The sequence below is a fragment of the Collinsella ihumii genome, from assembly GCF_030385545.1.
Lineage (GTDB): Bacteria > Actinomycetota > Coriobacteriia > Coriobacteriales > Coriobacteriaceae > Collinsella > Collinsella ihumii.
Map to the genome: position 1 here is coordinate 35403 of NZ_JAUEIQ010000013.1, position 19130 is coordinate 54532.

17 protein-coding genes and 3 tRNA genes are annotated in these 19130 nt (G+C 65.4%); 11 read left to right on the forward strand and 9 right to left on the reverse strand.

Annotated elements, in window-relative coordinates; translation table 11 throughout:
- Nucleotides 1–58: 58 nt before the first annotated feature.
- From QVN30_RS10870 to QVN30_RS10880, 3 genes are all read right to left on the reverse strand, one after another.
- Nucleotides 59–1408: a C1 family peptidase gene (locus tag QVN30_RS10870; RefSeq protein ID WP_289836364.1), complete on the reverse strand. Its 1350-nt coding sequence runs from the start codon at nt 1406–1408 to the stop codon at nt 59–61.
- A 179-nt stretch (nt 1409–1587) separates the two neighbouring features.
- Entirely contained in the window at nt 1588–2604 is a 1017-nt protein-coding gene (locus QVN30_RS10875; RefSeq protein ID WP_289836365.1) for a hypothetical protein, read from the reverse strand.
- 35 nt (nt 2605–2639) lie between these two features.
- A complete protein-coding gene (locus tag QVN30_RS10880; protein ID WP_289836366.1) occupies nt 2640–3251 on the reverse strand; it encodes an RNA polymerase sigma factor in 612 nt (203 codons plus the stop codon).
- A 334-nt stretch (nt 3252–3585) separates the two neighbouring features.
- Here QVN30_RS10880 and QVN30_RS10885 point away from each other — a divergent pair, with 334 nt between their 5' ends.
- Nucleotides 3586–5004: a CCA tRNA nucleotidyltransferase gene (locus QVN30_RS10885; RefSeq protein ID WP_204565288.1), complete on the forward strand. Its 1419-nt coding sequence runs from the start codon at nt 3586–3588 to the stop codon at nt 5002–5004.
- An 82-nt stretch (nt 5005–5086) separates the two neighbouring features.
- Here QVN30_RS10885 and QVN30_RS10890 read toward each other — a convergent pair whose 3' ends face one another.
- The gene (locus QVN30_RS10890) at nt 5087–5218 is read right to left on the reverse strand and encodes a hypothetical protein (protein WP_255375101.1); all 132 of its coding nucleotides are present in this window, start codon (nt 5216–5218) and stop codon (nt 5087–5089) included.
- A 202-nt stretch (nt 5219–5420) separates the two neighbouring features.
- Between QVN30_RS10890 and QVN30_RS10895 the strand changes: the two genes are divergently transcribed.
- From QVN30_RS10895 to QVN30_RS10940, 10 genes are all read left to right on the forward strand, one after another.
- Nucleotides 5421–7073, forward strand: coding sequence for an ABC transporter substrate-binding protein (locus QVN30_RS10895; protein WP_289836367.1), 1653 nt, complete (start codon nt 5421–5423; stop codon nt 7071–7073).
- Nucleotides 7070–8065 carry an ABC transporter permease gene (locus QVN30_RS10900; RefSeq protein WP_289836368.1) on the forward strand — a complete coding sequence of 332 codons (996 nt, stop codon included), beginning with the start codon at nt 7070–7072 and terminating at the stop codon, nt 8063–8065. Before QVN30_RS10895 ends, QVN30_RS10900 begins: the two co-directional genes overlap by 4 nt.
- Nucleotides 8055–8951 (forward strand): ABC transporter permease, encoded by an 897-nt coding sequence (locus QVN30_RS10905; protein WP_289836371.1) that lies wholly within the window; start codon nt 8055–8057, stop codon nt 8949–8951. Before QVN30_RS10900 ends, QVN30_RS10905 begins: the two co-directional genes overlap by 11 nt.
- Nucleotides 8952–8992: 41 nt before the next feature.
- On the forward strand, nt 8993–9904 hold the full coding sequence (locus tag QVN30_RS10910; protein ID WP_289836373.1) for an ATP-binding cassette domain-containing protein: 912 nt from the start codon (nt 8993–8995) through the stop codon (nt 9902–9904).
- Nucleotides 9901–10581: an ABC transporter ATP-binding protein gene (locus tag QVN30_RS10915; RefSeq protein WP_289836374.1), complete on the forward strand. Its 681-nt coding sequence runs from the start codon at nt 9901–9903 to the stop codon at nt 10579–10581. The genes QVN30_RS10910 and QVN30_RS10915 overlap by 4 nt, the downstream gene beginning before the upstream one ends.
- A gap of 109 nt (nt 10582–10690) precedes the next feature.
- Nucleotides 10691–10767, forward strand: a tRNA-Glu gene (locus tag QVN30_RS10920).
- 309 nt (nt 10768–11076) lie between these two features.
- A tRNA-Gln gene (locus QVN30_RS10925) sits at nt 11077–11150 on the forward strand.
- 16 nt (nt 11151–11166) lie between these two features.
- Nucleotides 11167–11243 (forward strand) — tRNA-Glu (locus QVN30_RS10930).
- A 183-nt stretch (nt 11244–11426) separates the two neighbouring features.
- The gene (locus QVN30_RS10935; protein ID WP_204586682.1) at nt 11427–12803 is read left to right on the forward strand and encodes a lysylphosphatidylglycerol synthase transmembrane domain-containing protein; all 1377 of its coding nucleotides are present in this window, start codon (nt 11427–11429) and stop codon (nt 12801–12803) included.
- A 54-nt stretch (nt 12804–12857) separates the two neighbouring features.
- Nucleotides 12858–13862, forward strand: coding sequence for an alpha/beta hydrolase (locus tag QVN30_RS10940; RefSeq protein WP_289836376.1), 1005 nt, complete (start codon nt 12858–12860; stop codon nt 13860–13862).
- 250 nt (nt 13863–14112) lie between these two features.
- Here QVN30_RS10940 and QVN30_RS10945 read toward each other — a convergent pair whose 3' ends face one another.
- From QVN30_RS10945 to QVN30_RS10965, 5 genes are all read right to left on the reverse strand, one after another.
- The gene (locus tag QVN30_RS10945) at nt 14113–14847 is read right to left on the reverse strand and encodes a YczE/YyaS/YitT family protein (protein WP_289836377.1); all 735 of its coding nucleotides are present in this window, start codon (nt 14845–14847) and stop codon (nt 14113–14115) included.
- Nucleotide 14848: 1 nt separating this feature from the next.
- Nucleotides 14849–15223 (reverse strand): MarR family winged helix-turn-helix transcriptional regulator, encoded by a 375-nt coding sequence (locus QVN30_RS10950; protein WP_239456095.1) that lies wholly within the window; start codon nt 15221–15223, stop codon nt 14849–14851.
- A gap of 301 nt (nt 15224–15524) precedes the next feature.
- On the reverse strand, nt 15525–16763 hold the full coding sequence (locus QVN30_RS10955; protein ID WP_289836378.1) for an ABC transporter permease: 1239 nt from the start codon (nt 16761–16763) through the stop codon (nt 15525–15527).
- Nucleotides 16760–17656, reverse strand: a complete 897-nt coding sequence (locus QVN30_RS10960) for an ABC transporter ATP-binding protein (RefSeq protein WP_289836379.1) — start codon at nt 17654–17656, stop codon at nt 16760–16762. Before QVN30_RS10960 ends, QVN30_RS10955 begins: the two co-directional genes overlap by 4 nt.
- Nucleotides 17657–17665: 9 nt before the next feature.
- Complete coding sequence (locus QVN30_RS10965) at nt 17666–19126, reverse strand: efflux RND transporter periplasmic adaptor subunit (RefSeq protein WP_289836380.1); 1461 nt, start codon at nt 19124–19126, stop codon at nt 17666–17668.
- Between the last annotated feature and the right edge of the window lie 4 nt (nt 19127–19130).

The window sequence follows — 19130 nt, forward strand, 5'->3', positions numbered from 1 at the left end:
CCCGCGCCCGCGGATGCGGAGCACGGGGCGCGGGGCGCAGGTGGGAATCGCGGCGTTTCTAGCGCGCGAGCGCACCCATGGGGTCCCAGGGGGCAAGCTCGATCGGCTCGCTCTCGTAGGCGGCCAGCTCCTCTTCCGTCAGGTACTTCTTGTCAACGACGACCTGGTAGACGTACTCGCTGAACCAGGCGTCGGACGCGATCTCGTAGCCCTTCTTGCCGGCATCCTCGCCCCAGCTGTTCTCGATGCGCCAGCGCGTCGGGTTCCCGTCGGCGTCGAGGTTCACGCCCTGCAGCGTCATGGCGTGCGTCATGAGCGACTCGCCGTAATCCAGGCGCGCGGCCTTGTCCAGGCCGGCCTCGATCGGCAGATCGAACAGGGTGTCGACCTCGAAGGCGCTCGGGTCGAGCACGCCGTCTTCGCGCAGGAAGCTCTGCCCCACGTCCGAGCCGAACCACACGGGGAGGTTGTCGCGCATCTGCGCCACGGCGGCGCGCTTGAGCGACTCGATCGGGAGGTTGACGTAGCGCACGCCGCCGTCCTCGACCACGTTGCCGAGATACTTGACCGTGTAGCTGTGCATATAGGGCTTATCCGAGGTGGGCGCGTTGATGATCGAGATGTAGTCGTCGAGATTCATGTCGACGAACTCGTCGAAGAACCGCTGCGGGGTATAGGTGCCCGAGGCCTTGAGCTCGTTCTTCTCGTCGCGGATGCGGACGTCGAACGTCGCGGGCGGCTCGCCCAGGCAGATGGCGAGCACGCGGTAGACGCCGTCCATGAGCTGCTGCTTGAGCTCCTTCATGGCGGCGACGTCCGCACCGGAGGCATGGGCGTCGCGCAGCTGCTTGGCGCCGGCGCGCAGGTAGCGCGTGAGGTACTGGTTCATCGTCCCGGTGTTGGAGGAGTGGAACGTCTCGGGCATGGCCTCCTTGGGCACGACGCCGTACTTCTTGACCAGGGAGCGGAACATGTCCCACTGGCCGCCGTCGCACAACGGATCGGACAGGAGGTAGGCGATCTCGCGGTCCGTCAGCGGCTGGTCGGCCGTGGCGATGATGTTCTCAAAGAACCAGTTGGAGCGCTCGTACTTGTCCCAGAACAGGGGATAGGCTTGGGAGAGCTCGAACGTCTTGAGGCCGAGCTTTTTCATGATGCGGTAGCGCATGGTGTTCAGGCTGGCGAACATCCAGCAGCGTCCCGAGCGCTTCTGGTTCGTGATCTCGCCTTGCTCGAGCTGGATGTCGAACGTGGTGGTGCCGAGCGCCGCGACCTGCGGGTTGCGCGCTGCGGCGGCAATCCCCGATGCCGCGACCGCGTTACGCGCGATCTGGTTGCTGCGGCAGCCGATAAACGACTCGTGTGCGGCGGCGATGGCGTCGGGCGTGATGGAACGGGTGCGATCCACGGTATGCTCCCTTCGATTTGCCGGTGCATCCGGTAGGTTGAACAGTCCGTGACGTAGCATACCCCAAATGGCACGTTTTGAATGGGTTGGTTGGGGACGGGTTCGTTCCAACACATCCCGATGGGTTGGAACGAACCCGTCCCCAACCAACCCCTATTCCATTCCGCCGGCGCCGGACCCTAGCTGACCTGCTCGATTGTGAAGAGCGGCTCGGGAACGAACTCATCGGTGCTCTCATCGTCAAAGCTATCGTGAAACGCCTGGTCGTTTGCCATGAGCGTTTCCTTGAAGGTATCGACGGGATCTATTCGGTACTCATGGGTGAGGGTCGTGCCGTCGACGAAGGTCGCCATGATGGTGATGGTGCGTCCGGCGAGGAGCTGCGCTCCGTACGCGATGGATTCGAACCGGAATTCGTCCGTAGACTCTTGTTTTGCTCGCTCGTAGATGGCTCGAAAATCATCGGGAAGCGCGTAGTTCAGCTCGACCGAGAACGTGCCACCGTCGATGGTTCCGATTCGTTCGAGCATGTCCTGCGTGATGGTCATGCTCTGCCCGTGCATGTCCTCAAAGCTCCCATCGGGAGTGCGATAGTTGCGGCTGCCCAGATAACAGAGCTGCACGGTTTCGTCACCGTCGATACGGTAGTCGAGCTGCGTGATGTCATCGCCATAGGCTGTAAGGTCGATGCTGAAGACACTTCGGGCGCGCAGGACGTTGTTGTCATCGTCATCGGGGCCTGCCTCCCAGCTGCTGACGGAATCCAAGAATCCGGGGCCGGCGAGCACGGTGTCGCTGCGGTCTTCGACCGGTGTGCCGTCTGCATAGGCAGCAAGCACGAACGAGGCTTGTGCGGCCGCTGCGGCCGACGAGTTCGAGCTGCCGCCCGTTTGGTCCGATTGCGTTGCGGATGGGGCGGATGCGGGATCTTCCGAGGGCGCCCACAGGATGCCGAGCGCCGTGCAGCCCAGGGCGAGGCCGGCTGTGCAGGCGGCGACGGCGATCGCGCGGCGGCGCGTGAAGACGCGGCCGCGCCTGCGCTCGGTGGAGGCCGACGGCTGGCTCGCAGCGGTGCGGGGCTGCTGCTGGACGCGGGCGCGCTCCGCAGCGATCCGCTCGGCCAGCGCTGAGCGCATCCGCGGCGTAAGTGCGATTTGGTTCATCTTGGTTGCATAGTCGTTCATGATGGATGCCATGGTTGCTCCTTCTGTTGGTTCGCGTGCAGTGCCCGTCAGCGAACAGGAGGTCCATGGGGCGACGCGTCGCCGGGTTGGACGGAGACGCGCGCTTGATTCTCGGCGGCAGGGCGGGAGGCGCCGTCCGCGCTCAGGGCGTCACGGAGCCGCTTGCGGGCTCGGAACAGCCTCGTTCGCACCGTCGCGGCCTTGATGCCGAGCAGCTGTGCGATCTGGGCGGTGTCTCGCTGCTCGACGTAGGCAAGATGGATGACAAGGCGCAGATCCTCGGGAAGGTCTGCGAGCGCATGCCACACCGGGTGGTCGCGCAGGTTGCGCAGCACGATGTCCTCGGCGGATACCGTGGACAACTCGCGGGTATCGCCGCCGGCCTTGCTGTCGTCAAGCGCGTCGACGCGACGGCTCCACGCGCTTTTCTGGTGGTCATGGCAGATATTGATGGCAACGCGCAGCAACCATGCGCGCAGATGGTCGTCGCTCTCGAAAGATGTTCCGCTCGTCAGCAGGCGGACGAACGTCTCCTGCACCGCATCCTGCGCATCGGATACGTTGCGCAGCTGATTCAGCGCGAGCCGCAAGACGGCGTCTCCGTGCGCATCGATGGCGTGGTTCATGAACGCATCGGTGCGCATAGTCGGGATTGTCATATGAATCACCTCCATACATCCTATACGACTGAGGAGGCGAATGCGTTCCCGGCGGCGGGGGGGGCGATGCGCCGCGCCTAAGAAGATGTCCAGTGGGGTTGGTTTGGGACGGGTTCATTCCAGCTCATCGGGATGGGTTGGAATGAACCCGTCCCCAACCAACCTCCATCATGAAGCTGCCCTCCATGTACAGGTAACGCGGGAGGGGCCCCGATGTTCCCCTGCGAGCCGAAAAACTCAGGCGAGTTTGTCCCGAAGGGACCGTCCGTTGCCTTACGGGAGCGTGTCAACGGTATACTTTGGTCGAGAGGGACCATGGGGAGAGGCAGACATCATGGAAAACGGCGTGCGACCGCAGCTGAACGGCACCGTGCTTTCGTATGCGGGCGAGCGTGCACTGCGCGTTCTTGAGGCGGCGGGGCTTGAGGCTTGGGTTGTGGGCGGCTGGGTGCGCGATGCGCTCATGGGCGGCGCCGGCCACGATGTCGACCTGTGCTGCGCGGGAACATGGCAGCAAAACGAGGCGGCCCTGCGCGCCGCGGGCATCATGGTCGTGGAGTCGGGCATCAAGTTCGGCGGCATCACGGCGGTTATCGACGGTGAGCGCATCGAGGTGACGACCTACCGGCTCGACGGGTTCTATACCGACGGACGGCATCCGGAAGAGGTGACGCGCGCCACCTGCGTCGAGGACGATCTCGCGCGGCGCGACTTCACCGTCAACGCCATGGCGTGGCATCCCGAGCGCGGCCTGCTCGACCTGTACGACGGCCAGGGCGATCTTGCGCGCAAGGTCATCCGTGCGGTGGGAGATCCGCGCCGTCGATTCGAGGAGGACGCCTTGCGCATGCTGCGCGCCGTCCGGTTCGCATGCCGATTGGATTTCTGGATCGAGGAGCGTACGGCCGAGGCGCTCGCCGCGTGCGCACCCCTGCTCGATGCGGTGGCGCGGGAGCGCGTGGGCATCGAGCTCGACGGCATCCTGCGCACCGCCCACGGCGGCGATGCGATGCTTCGCTACCCCGAGCTCATGTGCGCCGCTGTGCCCGAGCTCGCCGCGTGCCGCGGTTTCGACCAGCAGAGCCCCTACCACGCCTTTGACGTGTACGAGCACATCGCGCGCGTGCTGACGGTCGCCGGCGAGCTTTCCCGCTTCCGCATCGACGGCGGAGATCCCGACCAACCGCCCTCGCCGTCGCTCATGTGGGCGGCGCTGCTGCACGATATCGGCAAGCCCCAAACCTTTACGGTTGATGAGAGGGGACGCGGCCACTTTTACGGTCATCCCGAGGTCGGCGCCGATATGGCGCGGGACCTTATGCGCCGTCTCGCCCTGCCCGGCGACGTGATCCGCGACGCATGCATGCTCATCCGCTATCACGATCTTCCCATGATGGCCGAGCGGGAGGACCTCCTGCGCGTCATGCACATCTTTTCGGGCGAGGGGATGGACACCCCGCGGCTCATGGGCGAGCTGTTCGACATCAAGCGCGCCGATGCGCTGGGCAAGGCTCCGTCGTGCTTCTATTACGTCGAGGAGATCGAGCGCATGCGCGAGATGGTGCGAGAGCTCATCGCGAACGACGAGGCGTACAGCATGGCGACGCTGCATCTTGCGGGGCGCGACCTGATTGCCGCTGGCGTCAAGCCCGGACCGCGTATCGGGGAGCTGCTGCGCCGGGCCCTGAAGGCGACGATGCAGGGGAGGGTGCCCAACCGCACCGACGACCTGCTGGCATTCCTCGATCTGTAGGATGGCTCCGGCCATCCCGACTGCATACGACGCTGCGCTCGTTACGGGTGACGGGCGCAGCATCGCTGTATGACGGGCCTGTCTAGAACTCGAATTCAATATGGGCGCTGACGCCGCTGCCGGTACTCGTCACTTCGTTTTCGGTCATCGTGCAGCCGGCGCAAAGGCAGGCGGAGATGACGAGGGCGATCATAAACGGGATGATGTTTTTCATGACGGTCTGCTCCTTACTCGGGTCGCGCCCATCTTACCGCGTGTCGGGTGCCTGCACGACGTTTCGGGAGCGAATGCGTGCAATAGGGAACGAACGTCGCATCGGCGTGGTTCGTGTACCCTTGTTCTGACAAAGTGTCAGTAGTAGGATATGCCCGTAACACGAATGGACCTACTCGTAACACTTATCAAGGAGATACGCCATGCGCTCAACCGACACGATCTTGACGCGCCGCGGCTTTCTGGGCGCCTCGATCGCCGCGACGGTCGCGGTGACGGGCGCTGTGTCCGGCTGCTCGGATCAGGGCGGTTCCGGTTCGGCGGCAGGGTCCTCTGCCGCCCAAGCGACATCGCAGGTCATCGTTGCCATGAACGCAGGAAGCGAGCCGGCTGCGGGATTCGACCCGCTTGTTGCCTGGGGGTGCGGCGAGCATGTGCACGAGCCGCTCATCCAGTCGACGCTCATCACCACCGACCGGGACCTGAACTTCGTCAACGACTTGGCCACCGAGTACCTGTGCTCGGATGACGGCCTGGTATGGACGTTCACCATTCGAGACGACGTGGTCTTCACCGATGGGGAGCCGCTGACGGCGCACGACGTTGCCTTCACCGTGAACGCCGTCGCGAAGGGAACCACGTCCGAGGCGGACCTTTCCATGGTTGACCAGGCGACGGCGGTCTCCGATACGGTCGTCGAGATCCACCTGAACAAGCCCTACAACGCGCTGCTCTACACGCTTGCCGTGCTGGGCATCGTCCCGGAGCATGCCTACGGCGACGGCTACGGCGCGAACCCCATCGGGTCGGGCCGCTATATGCTCGAGCAGTGGGACCGGGGCCAGCAGGCGATATTCCGGGCGAATCCCGACTATTACGGCGACGCCCCCCTGATCGAGCGCGTCGTCGTGGTCTTCATGGACGAGGATGCGGCCCTTGCCGCCGTCCGCGCCGGCCAGGTCGATATCGCCTACACCTACGCAACCCATTCCGAGCAGACATTCGACGGCTACGAGCTCGTGGCCTACAACACGGTCGACTCGCGCGGCATGTCGCTGCCGACGGTGCCCGCGGGCGGCACCAAGATGGACAGCGACGCGGAGTATCCCATGGGCAACGACGTGACCTGCGATGTCAGCGTGCGCCGCGCCATCAACATGGGCATCGACCGCCAAGCGGTCATCGATCACGTGATCAACGGCTTCGGCGGGCTCGCGTACAGCGTGGGCGACGGCATGCCGTGGTCGAGCGATGACATGCGCGTCGATTTCGATGCGGATGCCGCGAGTGCCCTGCTCGACGAGGCGGGCTGGACGCTCGGGGACGACGGCGTTCGCAGCAAGGACGGTGTCCGGGCCGCCTTCGACCTGTGGTACTCGTCTGACGACTCGGTCCGCCAGGCCATTGCGAACGAGATGGCCAACCAGCTCGCCGACCTGGGATTCGAGGTCACGCCGCGCGGCGGGAGCTGGGATGAGATCTACCCGCATGAGTTCGAGCAGCCCGTCCTGTGGGGATGGGGCTCCAATTCGCCCGTCGAGGTCTACGAGCTCAACTACTCCTTCGGCTGGGGCAACTACGCGTGCTATGAGAGCGAGACGGTCGACGCCTATCTCGATCAGGCGCTCGCCCAGACCGATATCGAGGCCTCGTACGAATACTGGAAGCGCGCCCAGTGGGACGGTACCGAGGGGATCGCGCCACAGGGGGCGGCGACGTGGTGCTGGATCGCGAACGTCGACCATCTCTATTTCAAGCGCACGGGTCTTGACGTGGCCGACCAGAAGCCGCACCCGCACGGACACGGCTGGTCGCTCGTCAACAACGTCGACCGCTGGAGCTGGAGCGAGGCATGATCGGCGCGCTGAGGTACGCCGCGGTCCAGATAGCGCGTTTCGCCCTGCTGATGGTTGCGGTCAGCATCGTTACGTTCGCGCTGGTCAGTGCGTCGCCCATCGATCCCGTCCAGGCGAATACCGGACAGGCCGCACTGCTGTCGATGAGCGCCGAGAAGCGCGAGCAGCTCGATGAGCGCTGGGGCGTGGGAGAGCCGCTGTGGGAGCGCTACGGGCAGTGGGCCTCGGATGCGATTCGGGGGGATTTCGGTGACAGCCTGCGCTTCAACGCGCCCGTGACCGAGGTAGTCGCCGATCGCCTCGCCGGGTCGGCGATGCTGCTTGTCTCCGCGTGGCTCATTTCGGGTGCGCTCGGGCTCGTACTCGGCATCGCGGCGGGGGTTCGGCAGGGGAGCCTGCTCGACCGGGCCGTGTGCCTGTACTGCTACGTGCTGTCGGCGACGCCGACGTTTTGGTTGGCGATCGTGCTGCTGATGGTGTTCTCCGTCCAGCTCGGATGGTTTCCCGTCGGCTTCTCCGTTCCCATTGGCGCGTCGGCGGCGACCGTCTCGCTGGCCGAGCGCCTGCATCACCTGATACTGCCGGCGCTCACGCTGTCGGTGACCGAGGTGGCAAACATCGCGCTGCACACGCGTGAAAAGGCCATCGACGTCATGGCGAGCGAGTGCGTGCGCCTCGCGCGGACGCGCGGCGAGGGAGGGATGTCGCTGGTTGTGCGCCATGTGCTGCGAAACCTGCTGCTGCCCGCCGTGACGCTGCAGTTCACGTCGATCAGCGAGATCGTGGGAGGGTCGGTCCTCGTGGAACAGGTGTTTTCGTACCCCGGACTCGGCCAGGCGACGGTGACGGCGGGCTTGGGCGGAGACGCCCCGCTGCTCGTGGGACTGGCGCTCGCCACGGCAGCCGTCGTGTTCGCGGGCAACCTCGCGGCGAATCTGCTCTACGGGGTCATCGATCCCCGGATGCGTCGGGAGGTGCGCCATGTTCGGTAGTGCACCGGGGCCGCTTGGGGCCCAGGCGGACGGCCTGACGCTCTTCCACGATGTCGAGCGGCCGTATGCGCGCGGCGGTCGTCGCGCGTGGCTTGCCGGGTGCGTGCTTGCCGCCGTCGCGCTGGTGTGCGTGGCGGTCGCGGGGATGCTGCTCGCGCCCGCTGCCGGTGCGACCGACTTCGCCCAGAAGAACCTGGCTCCTTGCGCCGCCCACCTGTTCGGAACCGATTGGATGGGTCGGGACATGCTCGCCCGCACGCTTGCGGGCATCGCCACCTCGCTTGCCGTCGGCACGCTGTCCGCCGCGGTGTCCTCGGTCATCGCGCTCGCGCTCGCCACGGTCGCCGCCTTGGGCGGACCTCGCGCGGACGCCGTCGTGAGCTGGCTCATCGACCTGGTGATGGGCATTCCGCATCTGATCCTGATCATCCTGGTGAGCTATGCGCTCGGCCGTGGGGCGGTGGGTGTCACGGTGGGCGTGGCGTTGACGCATTGGCCGAGCCTCACGCGCGTGCTGCGCGCCGAGATCATGCAGCTGCGCGCCCAGCCGTTCATGGCGTGCTCCCGTGCGCTCGGCATATCGGGGATGCGCATGGCCCTCACCCATGCCGTTCCCTACGTGCTTCCGCAGTACCTCGTGGGGCTTGTGCTGCTGTTCCCCCATGCGATCCTTCATGAGGCGTCCATCACGTTTTTGGGGTTCGGCCTGTCGCCGGAGCAGCCGGCGATTGGCGTGATCCTATCCGAGGCCATGGGCTACCTTACGGCCGGTTCCTGGTGGCTCGCGGTGTTTCCCGGCCTCGTGCTCCTGCTCGTCGTGCTCATGTTCGACCGTATGGGTTCGGGCCTTCGGCGCCTGGTTTCGCCCCAGGGGGTGCAGTCATGATCGAGCGAGCGGAACCCCCCGCGATGCCGCACGGCCCCCATGTGGACGCAGAGTGGCATCATCACCATACGCATGCCGTCCGCTCGCGGCATCCCGGCAACCATCATCTGCTGACGGTGGAGGACCTGACCGTCTCGTTTTCGATGTACGACGAGACTCAGCCGTACTTTCGCGCCGAGCGGGTGATGCGCGAGCAGCTGCATCATCTGTCGCTGTCGGTTCACGAGGGCGAGGTGGTGGCCGTCGTGGGGGCGAGCGGATCGGGCAAGACCCTGCTCGCCGATGCGATCTTGGGGCTCTACGAGCCGAACGCGAGGGTTTCGGGGCGCATCTGGTTCGACGGCGAGGCCATGGACGCCTCCTCGCTCGCGCGCCTGCGCGGTCACGGGATCTCGCTGGTTCCGCAGAGCGTGAAGCATCTCGATCCCCTCATGCGCATCGGGCGCCAGGTGGTCGGGGCGTGCGCCAAATCGGAGCGGGCACGCCGCGAGCAGCGCATGCGCGAGCTGTTCTCCGCCTACGGTCTCGCCCCCGAGGTCGAGCGGATGTATCCGCATGAGCTCTCCGGCGGCATGGCGCGCCGCGTGCTGCTGATGTGCGCGCTCATGGACGAGCCCCGTCTGATCGTGGCCGATGAGCCCACGCCGGGCCTCGATCTCGAGCTTGCCGTCCATGCGCTCGGCGATCTGCGCTCGTTTGCCGACCGCGGGGGAGGCGTCGTGCTCATCACGCACGATATCGACTTGGCGCTGTCGGTCGCCGACCGCGTGGCGGTCTTCCGTGACGGAACGATCGTGGAGGAGACGGCGTCGTCGAGCTTTGATGACCCGGATTTGTTGGTGCACCCCTTCTCTCGCGCTCTGTGGCGCGCGATGCCGCAGCACGGTTTTGCGGTGCCGCGCGACCGGGGGAGCGCGAAAGACTTCGATTCAGGACGGGAGGGGATAAGATGAGCCTTGAGGCGAGGAACATCTCGTTTGGCTATCCGTGCGGCAGGAGCCTGTATTGCGATTGGTCGCTTTCCGTCGAACCCGCCGAGCGCGTGGCGCTGTGCGCTCCCTCGGGTGCGGGCAAAACGACGCTTTGCCGCATCCTCGCGGGGTATCTGGCGCCGCAAACAGGGGAGGTCCTGGTCGATGGCGAGCCCGTCGCATCAGGGCGCATACGGGGGCCGCGTCCGGTTCAGCTGATCTGGCAGCATCCCGAGCAGGCGTTCGATCCGCGCATGCGCATGGGCCGTTCTCTCGCCGAGGGCGCGTGCGCGCGCAGCGTCGACGGTGCCGTGAAGGTTGCGCGCGACGAGGGGCTCATGGATGCGTTCGGGATTCGGGATGAGTGGTTGAGCCGTCTGCCCCATGAGCTGTCGGGCGGCGAGCTCATGCGCTTCTGTATCGCGCGGGCCCTTCTCGCTCATCCGCGTTATCTGATTTGCGACGAGATGAGCGCCATGCTGGATGCGGTGACGCAGGCGGAGGTGTGGCGCGCTCTGCTGGCTCTCGCGGAGGAGCGGGGGATGGGGATCGTCATGGTCTCGCACGCCCCGGCCCTTCTCGATCGCATCGCAACGCGGCGCGTATCGGTGGGGCTGGACGTCGACGCCCCTGATGTGCGCTCGAGCCATGCCGTCTGACCTGCGCACTTCGCAAGAGCTTCACAACTTTGAGATTCTTGAAATTTGTTCTTGCCTCGGCGACGGTCATCCCGTAATATTCTCTTTGCGCAAAGGCGCTACACCACATGGCCCGTTCGTCTAGCGGTTTAGGACGCCGCCCTCTCAAGGCGGAGATCACCAGTTCGAATCTGGTACGGGCTACCAAGAACTTCAAAGGCTCTTCGGAGCCTTTTTTCATATCTCGATACCAATCCAATCCCACCTCGCCCTAAGTGCAAATCGGGGACGTACCTTTTGTATGCACTTTTGCATACTGGGGACACCCCTTGGCGTGGCAGGCTGCTCTGTGGGTTGAAATGAACCCGTCCCCAACCAACCCATCCGACCTGGCGTCTGCATGATTTCCCCACGACCGCAAACTTTTTCAAAAAAGTACTTGCGCCTCTGGTCATCGTCCCCTAATATACTTTCTTGCGCGAAGGCGGCAACGCACGAGCGCAACGGATGCATCAATGGGATGTCGTCTAATGGCAGGACAGCGGATTCTGGTTCCGTCAATGGGGGTTCGACTCCCTCCATCCCAGCCATTCGTCCGTTATATATGGCCCGTTCGTCTAGCGGTTTAGGACGCCGCCCTCTCAAGGCGGAGATCACCAGTTCGAATCTGGTACGGGCTACCAAGAACTTCAAAGGCTCTTCGGAGCCTTTTTTCATACCTCGCCCCGCCCCCAACTATCTTGTCGACAGCTATGACGACCGTCGGGGGCCTTTTGGATTTCTTCAGGGGCAGGAAAAAGAACCGTACAATAGAAGGGTTAGAGTTCTCGTCCGCGATGCGCGCGGATGCTTATCTGAGGAGACGCATGTCGGATTCTTCTAACAAGCTGGCTTCCAAGCCCAGGGTAGCCGCCGAGGCTTCCGGGGGAGACGATCACAAGGGTGCGCGTCGCGGTGCCATCTTCATCGGCATCGTCTTGATCGCCTACGTCGTCTACCTTGTCGTGACCGGTCAGGTCGCCCAGTTCCTGGACGCCATGGGCAGCGTTCAGACCGGGTGGCTCGTGGTCGCGTGCATCAGCATGCTGCTCTATCTCATCTTCGGAATCGCCGCCTACGCGATCGCCGTGTGGCTCGACCCGGCCTCTCCGGTCGGTATCCGAGACCTCATCTCCGTCGAGGCGAGCGGCATCTTCTTCGGAAACCTGACGCCCATGATGATGGGTTCCACGCCGGCCCAGATCTATCGCCTGACCAAGGCGGGCCAGAACGTGGGCGAGGCGGGCGCCATCCAGTTCACGCGCTTCATCGTCTATCAGTTCGGCCTCGTTGCCTGGGGCGCCATCCTGCTGATCGCCCGTATGCCGTTCTTCACGGAGCAATACGGCAACATCACGCTCATCAGCGTCTTCAGCTTCGGCGGGCATATCTGCATCCTGCTCGCGATCTTCGCCATCGCCTTGTTGCCCCGCACGGTGATGCGGGTCGCGCATTGGCTCATCTCGCTGCTCGCGCGCGTGGGCGTGGCCAAGGACAAGACCGCAGGCTGGCACGAGTTCGTCGACAGCGAGGTCATGTCGTTCTCCGATAAGTTCAAGCTTGCCGCAGGCCACCTGAGCTCCATGGCGCTCACCGTCGTGATCACCATGCTGCAGCTCGCGTTCTTCTATCTGGTGCCGTACTTCCTGATGCTTTCGTTCGGGCACCACGACGTCGACTTCTTCTCGGTCATGGCGGCGAGCGCCTTTGTGCAGCTGCTCTCTTCCGCCGTGCCCCTGCCCGGCGGAACGGGTGGCGCCGAGGGCGGGTTCGCGCTGTTTCTGGGCCATTTCTACGGCAGCGCCGCCACGGCGGGCTATCTGCTGTGGCGCCTGATCACGTTCATCGCGCCGACGATCCTGGCCGCTCCGCTGCTCGGTCTCAAGAGCTCGCACAACGCGAGCATCCATGACCGCTGGGATCGCGCGATCGCCCGGTTCGGTCGCGACAAGCACGTCAAGTCCGCCCCCTCCGCTGTCGCCGCCGCGGCTTCCGCCGCGGAGACGGCGGCTATCGAGCAGGTCGAGGCCGCTGCCGTGAAGGGTGCCGATGCGTCCGGGCGCCCCGGTGGTGCCGCACCCGCTGCACGGCAGCCGAAACGCGCGCCTCGCAAGCGAGGGACGCAGGTGCGCCGCGCGGTCGACGGCATCACGGTGTCGCCTTCCAGGCTTGCGAAGCAGCGTCCTCACGATCCGCAACCGTAGACGAACGATCTGCGCGCTCCGCCCGGGGCGCGCTTCCTTATTGAAGGGATGGTTATGATTCAAGCTCTTGGGGTGATCACAGCGTGTGCGGCCGCAGCAGGTGGCGCCGGGCTCGCCGTCGCCGGCAACGCGCTGTTCGACTTTGCGCTCAATCCCCGTGCCAAGCATTCCATCATGGCGCGCATCAACGATGGCGAGGTGACCGGGGTCGATGCCGCCGCCATGGGCTCCGACCCCGCGCTGGCCGATGCGCGCCGGTGGTTCGAGCAGTCCAAGCGCGATATTTCCATTCGCCCTCACGACGGGGGCGAGCTGCACGGGTGGCGTATCTGGGGATCCGGCGTCATACCCGGCGATGACGGTCGGCGCGATAGCGCGAGCCCCGATACCGCGCACCGCTACCTGGTCCTTTGCCATGGATATAGCGGGAAGCCGAGCGATCTTGCGCGCGAGGCCCGTGCGGCCCACGGCATGGGGTGTTCGGTCCTTCTTCCCGCGGCGCGCGGCTTCGAGCGCAACCGCGACCGGTATGTCGGCATGGGATGGCTCGACGCGCGCGACCTTTTGGGGTGGATCGATGCGCTCGTCGCCTTCGACCCCCAGGCGCGCATCGGTCTCTTCGGCGTCTCGATGGGCGCCGCCGAGGTCATGATGGCCTCGGGCGCCGAGCTCCCCGACAACGTACGCTGCATCGTTGCCGACTGCGGATACACGAGCGTTTGGGACGAGTTCGTCGTCCAGATGAACGACTTGATGCACCTGCCGATCCATCCGCTCCTCGATGCCGCCGAAGCGGTGTGCCGCGTGCGCGCCGGTTACGGGTTCAAGGAGGCGAGCGCCGTCAAGCGCCTGGCGCGTGCCCGCGTTCCCATGCTGTTCATCCACGGCACCGACGATGTGTTCGTGCCCTTCCGCATGCTCGACGAGGTCTACAGCGCCTGCGCGAGCCCGATCAAGGAGAAGGCGGTGTTCGAGGGCGCGGGCCACGGGGCGTGCAGCTATGCAGACCCCGTCCGCTACAGGAATCTCGTGTTCGACTTCCTCACACGCTACCTGTGAGGCAGGGCAAGCGGGCACCCTCGGCACAGAGATGAACTCAGTCCCATAGGTTCCGCGCTCGCTATGGGTATCGCCTGCAGCTCATTCATGAATGAACAGGGGTGTCAAACAAACGTATCCTGCGGAAACGTAGAACAGGCCCTCGCTCATTCATGAATGAGCGAGGGCCCGAGCCGTGCAAGCGTCACCGTATCCGCTTGTGCGCATCTGCCGTGCGATGGTCCGCCTCGAAAGCGATGCACCGGGACTCCTACAGCGCGTCTTCCGGGGCGCCGTGTGCCGAGCGCGTGAGGCGGGCGATGCGCGCGATGAGGGGCACGTGCAGGTTGATGAGGTTGCACAGGCGCCCGACGAGCAGGGCGGACACGATCGTTCCCACGCCGAGTCCGTTCAGCCGCCCGAACAGCGCAAAGGATAAGATGGCGGCGATCGTGACGAGCGTGACGTCAAAGGCAACCTTGCACGTTCCGAAGGGCTTGCGCGTGACCGCCGAGATCGTGCGGACGATGCCCTCGCCCGGCACGACGATGACGTTCGGCGCGACCTCCATCGCGATGCCGAAGCCGAGGATCGCGCATCCTCCGAGCAGGGATGCGACCTGAAGGGGAAGGGTGGTCGGATCAAGCCAGAACAGCAGCGACATGCTGACATCGATCAGCGCGCTGAAGACGAGGTTCACGACGAGCTGAAGGAGCTGTACGGGCTTGAAGTCGCGACGGAGCAGGACGATCTGAAGCACGACATAGACCGTGTTGAGGATGAAGGTGAATTCACCGAAGGTGGGCGCGAAGGCAAGGTCGAGGACATAGGGGATGCTCGAGATCGGCGATGTGCCGAGGGCGGCCTTGGTGATGAAGGCGACGCCGAACGAGTTGATGGCGACGCCGAGGATGAACCAGAGGTAGCGGCGGGCCAGGCGGTCGCCGCCAAGAGAGGCGCGCAGCCCGGAGGCCGCGCCTGCGGTCGATGCAGTTGAATCGTTCATGCTAGAGGGACTCCTCATCATGTGACAGGTTGTCGATGACGCGTGCGAGCAGGTCGGAGAGCGATGAGCGCTCCTCGTCGGTGAAACCGTTCCAGGCGAGCGAATCCACCTCGTCGCAGATGGCGAGAACGCGTCGTGCGGCCTCGCGTCCGGCGTCGGTGAGATAGACGCTCGAGCTGCGCCGATCGACTTCGTCCGATCTGCGCGCGATGAGGCCTTCCGCCTCCATGCGCGCGAGGATGCTGGTCGTGGTCGAGCGGTCCATCACGCAGGCGTCCGCGATGGCGCGCTGAGTGCACCCCTCGTGATCGACGACGTATTCAAGAACCTTCGGCTGGCCCGGCTTGAGGCCGAGGGCGCGCGTTCTGGAGAGCATGGCGCGATTCGAATGGGAGAAGGCGCGCAGCAGCTCATGGTGTATGGGTCGGATATCCCCCGGAAGGCTTTCGGATCGACGGTGCTCCACGTGTGGCTCCAAACAGTTTGTATACAAACAGTGTGCATGCAAACTAATAGCACGACCGGAGCGGGAAGTCAAACCGGGCGGGGCTCGATGGTTGCGCGGGAGCAGAACGCAAAGAGGGGCCGAACGGCATGCCCGGGTCTCCACAGAGACCCCGCAGCAAGCCGTTCGGCCCCGTAATCACGGCAAGCCGACCGCTACGCGGCAACGCAACCTACTGATACCGCAGGCATTCGACCGGATCGAGCCGTGCCGCCCGGCGAGCCGGATAGAACCCGAAGACGAGTCCGATGGCGATGCTTAGCCCCACCGCCGCGGCGATTGCCTCGGGGGAGATCATGGGGGAGATGGAGGCCCCTTCCATGCCGCCCATGGCGCTCACCAGCCCCAGCGATGACGCGCCGATGGAAAGTCCCCAGGAGATGAGGTATCCCAGCACCGTACCGATGATGCCCCCGGTCACGCACACCACCGACGATTCCACGAGAAACTGCGACGTGATGTCGCGTCGGGTCGCGCCCAGGGCTCGGCGAACGCCGATCTCGCGGATGCGCTCGGTCACGTTCGTGAGCATCATGTTCATGATGCCGATACCGCCCACGAGCAGCGAGATGCCAGCGACGGCGCCCATGATGAGCGAGAAGGAGTTCATGAAGCCGTTCATGGAGTCGATCTGGGACTTCATCGAGTAGACGTAGACGCCCTCGTCGATCTGATCGTCCGGGATGCCCATGACGGCGGCGACCTGCGTCTTGGTGGTCTCCATGAGCGCATCGATGTCCACGCCCTCGTAGGCGATGCCCACCACCTGCGAAAGGTACTCGTATCCGCCGCTGAAGTCGGCGAGCACGGTGGCGAGCGGCATGTACACGGTGATGTAGGTGCTGCCGCTCCCGCTGCCCGTCATGGGCATGCTCTCGTCGATGCCGACGACGGTGTAGTCCTTGTTGTCGAGACGCACCGTCTTGCCCACGACGCTGGCGTCGGCGCTGCCGAACAGCGCCTGCACGCCGGCGCGGTCAAGGATCACGACGCGTGCGCCGCTCGTCTCCTCCTGCGTGGTGAACAGGCGTCCCTCGGCCAGGCGGACCTGACCGGTCATGGAGAGGTACGACGCGTTGGCGCCGGTGATGCCCACGTCGACGGTCCCGCTGTCGGACGAGACCTGGGCGTAGCCGTACGCGGACCCCTCGATCAGCTCGTACTCGGGCATGAGGCGCCTGAGGTCGTCCACGTCGTCTTGGGTCATCTGGTACATGGGGGAGATGTAGACGGCGCGCGCGGCGTTGAGCCCCAGCCCCTCGACGAGCATGTTGCGGACCCCGCCGATGAGCGAGGTCATGGCGATGACCGCCGCGATGCCGATGACGATGCCGAGGATGGTGAGCAGGCTGCGCCCTCGGTTCGCCTCGAGCGAGCGGAGCGCCTCGCGGATCAGGTCGCGCAGGCTCATGAGAGAGCACCTCCTCCCAAGACGGCGGCCGTCTTCCGGTGCGGGTGTCCCATAGGGGACGGGACGGCGAAAAGCGGGCGCCTCGCGGAAGGATCTGCTTCCGGCCTGCCCGCTCCGGGGTCTGGCGTATCGGCGATCGGGCGGCGGCCCAGCACCTGCGTGATCTCGGCGGGCGAGGTCACGTCGCGGCGCCTCGTTTTCGTCCCATGCCGCTCATCTTCATGGTAGAGCCGCCCGTCGCGGATGGTGACGGTGCGGTCCGCCTGGGCGGCCACGCCGGGGTCGTGGGTGATCAGCACGATGGTCTTTCCGGCGCGCCGCAGGGCGTGCAGCGTCTCGAGGACCATGGCGCCGGTGTGGGAGTCGAGGTTTCCGGTTGGCTCGTCGGCCAAGATGATGGCCGGGTCGTTCACGAGCGCGCGGGCGATGGCCACGCGCTGCATCTGGCCTCCGGATAGCTCGTTCACGCGGTGGTCGTAATGGTCCACGGCGAGCGCGACGGAGTACAGGGCGCGCACGGCGCGGCGCTCGCGCTCGGCACGCGGGCAATCGGTGTAGGCGAGCGGCAGCATGACGTTCTCGAGCACGGTCATGCGCGGCAGCAGGTTGAAGTTTTGGAACACGAAACCGATCTGGGTCGCGCGGACCTCGGCGAGCTCGTCGTCGGTGAGCTCGGCCACATCGAGGCCCGTGAGCAGATAGGTGCCCGAGGTGGGGGTGTCCAGGCAGCCGAGTATGTTCATGAGGGTCGACTTGCCCGATCCGGACGGGCCGGTGATGGCGACGAACTCGCCGGGATCGACGGTGAAGTCGATGTCGTGGAGCACATGCGCGAATCCGGCTTCGGTCTCGAAGATGCGGTGGATGCCGCGCATGTCGATGACGGGTCTCATGGCCACGCCCTACAGCGCGTCCGCAGAGGCGGCGCCTGAGCCGACAGCTCCGTCGCCCATGCTCATGGAGCCGCCCGAGATGACGATGATCTCGCCGTCGGCGACAGGCGACGGGGGTATCTCCGGCCCGTCTTCGGGTGTCTGCAGCCCCGCGCCCTCCACGCGCCCGACGACCGCGTAGCTGTCGTTCTGCGTGACGACGGTCACGTCGCGGCGTTCCGCCTCATGCGTCTCGGGGTCGGTCTCGACCATGACGTAGTAGTTCATGCCGTCATCGGTGGACAGCGCCATGGATGGCACCATGACGACGTTGTCGAGCTGCTCGGTGATGAGGGTGACCTGCGCGGTCATGCCGGGCTTGAGGCGCGGGTCGGGCTGGTCGATCAGGATGTCGACGGCGAAGGAGACCGAGGAGTCACCCATGTACATCATGTCCCCCGAACCCGAGGCGATCGACGCGATGTTCTGCACGGTGCCCTGGAGCATGATGTCGTCGAAGGCGGGGAAGCTCACCTGTGCGGTCTGGCCCACGGCCACGCGCGCGATGTCCTCCTCGCTCACCTGGATGGTGACCTTCATCTGGGACAGGTCAGCGATCTGCACGAGGGGCCCGGAGGCGCCCGTCGAGTTCGCGGCCGGTTCGCTGGGGTCGGCTCCCACCTGGGCGTTCATGGCGACGATGCTGCCGGAGCTCGGCGCGGTGACGGTGCGCTGGCCCGCGGTGGCGACGGCCTGGTCGTAGCTCGCCTGGGCGCTCGCCACGGCCCGCTCGGCTGCCGCGACGGAATCCTCGGCTGCGGCGGGGTCGGCGCCGGCGTAGGGGATGACGTTGCCCTCCTCGTCGATGACCTCGTCGTAGGCGTACCACTCGTTGTAGGCGTCGGTGCGGGCGCGCTTGGCTGCGGCAAGGTCGGCTTCGGCGGCCTGCAGCGACCGCAGCGCCTCGTTGACCGCGAGGTCGAGCTCGGGGTTGTCGATGATCATGAGGACGTCGCCCGCCTGAACCTGCTGGCCGGCGGCGACGCGCACCTCTGCGATGGTGCCCGAGACGGCGGGCGTCACGACGGTGGAGGACAGCGGTTCGAGCGAGCCGCGCGCATCCACCGAATCGGTGTAGGTGCCTGCGATGGCGATATCGGTTATGGGCTCGAAGACGGCCTCGGGCTCCTGGGTGAGCAGGTTGACCGCCACGACCCCCACGAGTGCGACCGCGGCTATCGCTCCCGCGATGATGCCGCGCCTGATGAGCTTCTTGCGTCGCCGCTCGGCGCGACGCGCCTTGAGCTTGGCGTACGCCTCGGCATCCGAGGCGTCGAGGCCCTCGTAGGCATCCTGTGCCTCGGTGCCGGGAAGGACGGGGATCGGGGACTGGGTCGTCTGCTCGCCCGTGTCCTCAGCCGGCATCCGATCGGTGTCCGGCTGCTCGATAGGGGGCGTCGGGTCCGCGACGTTCCGGATATCGTCGGTCATGGTT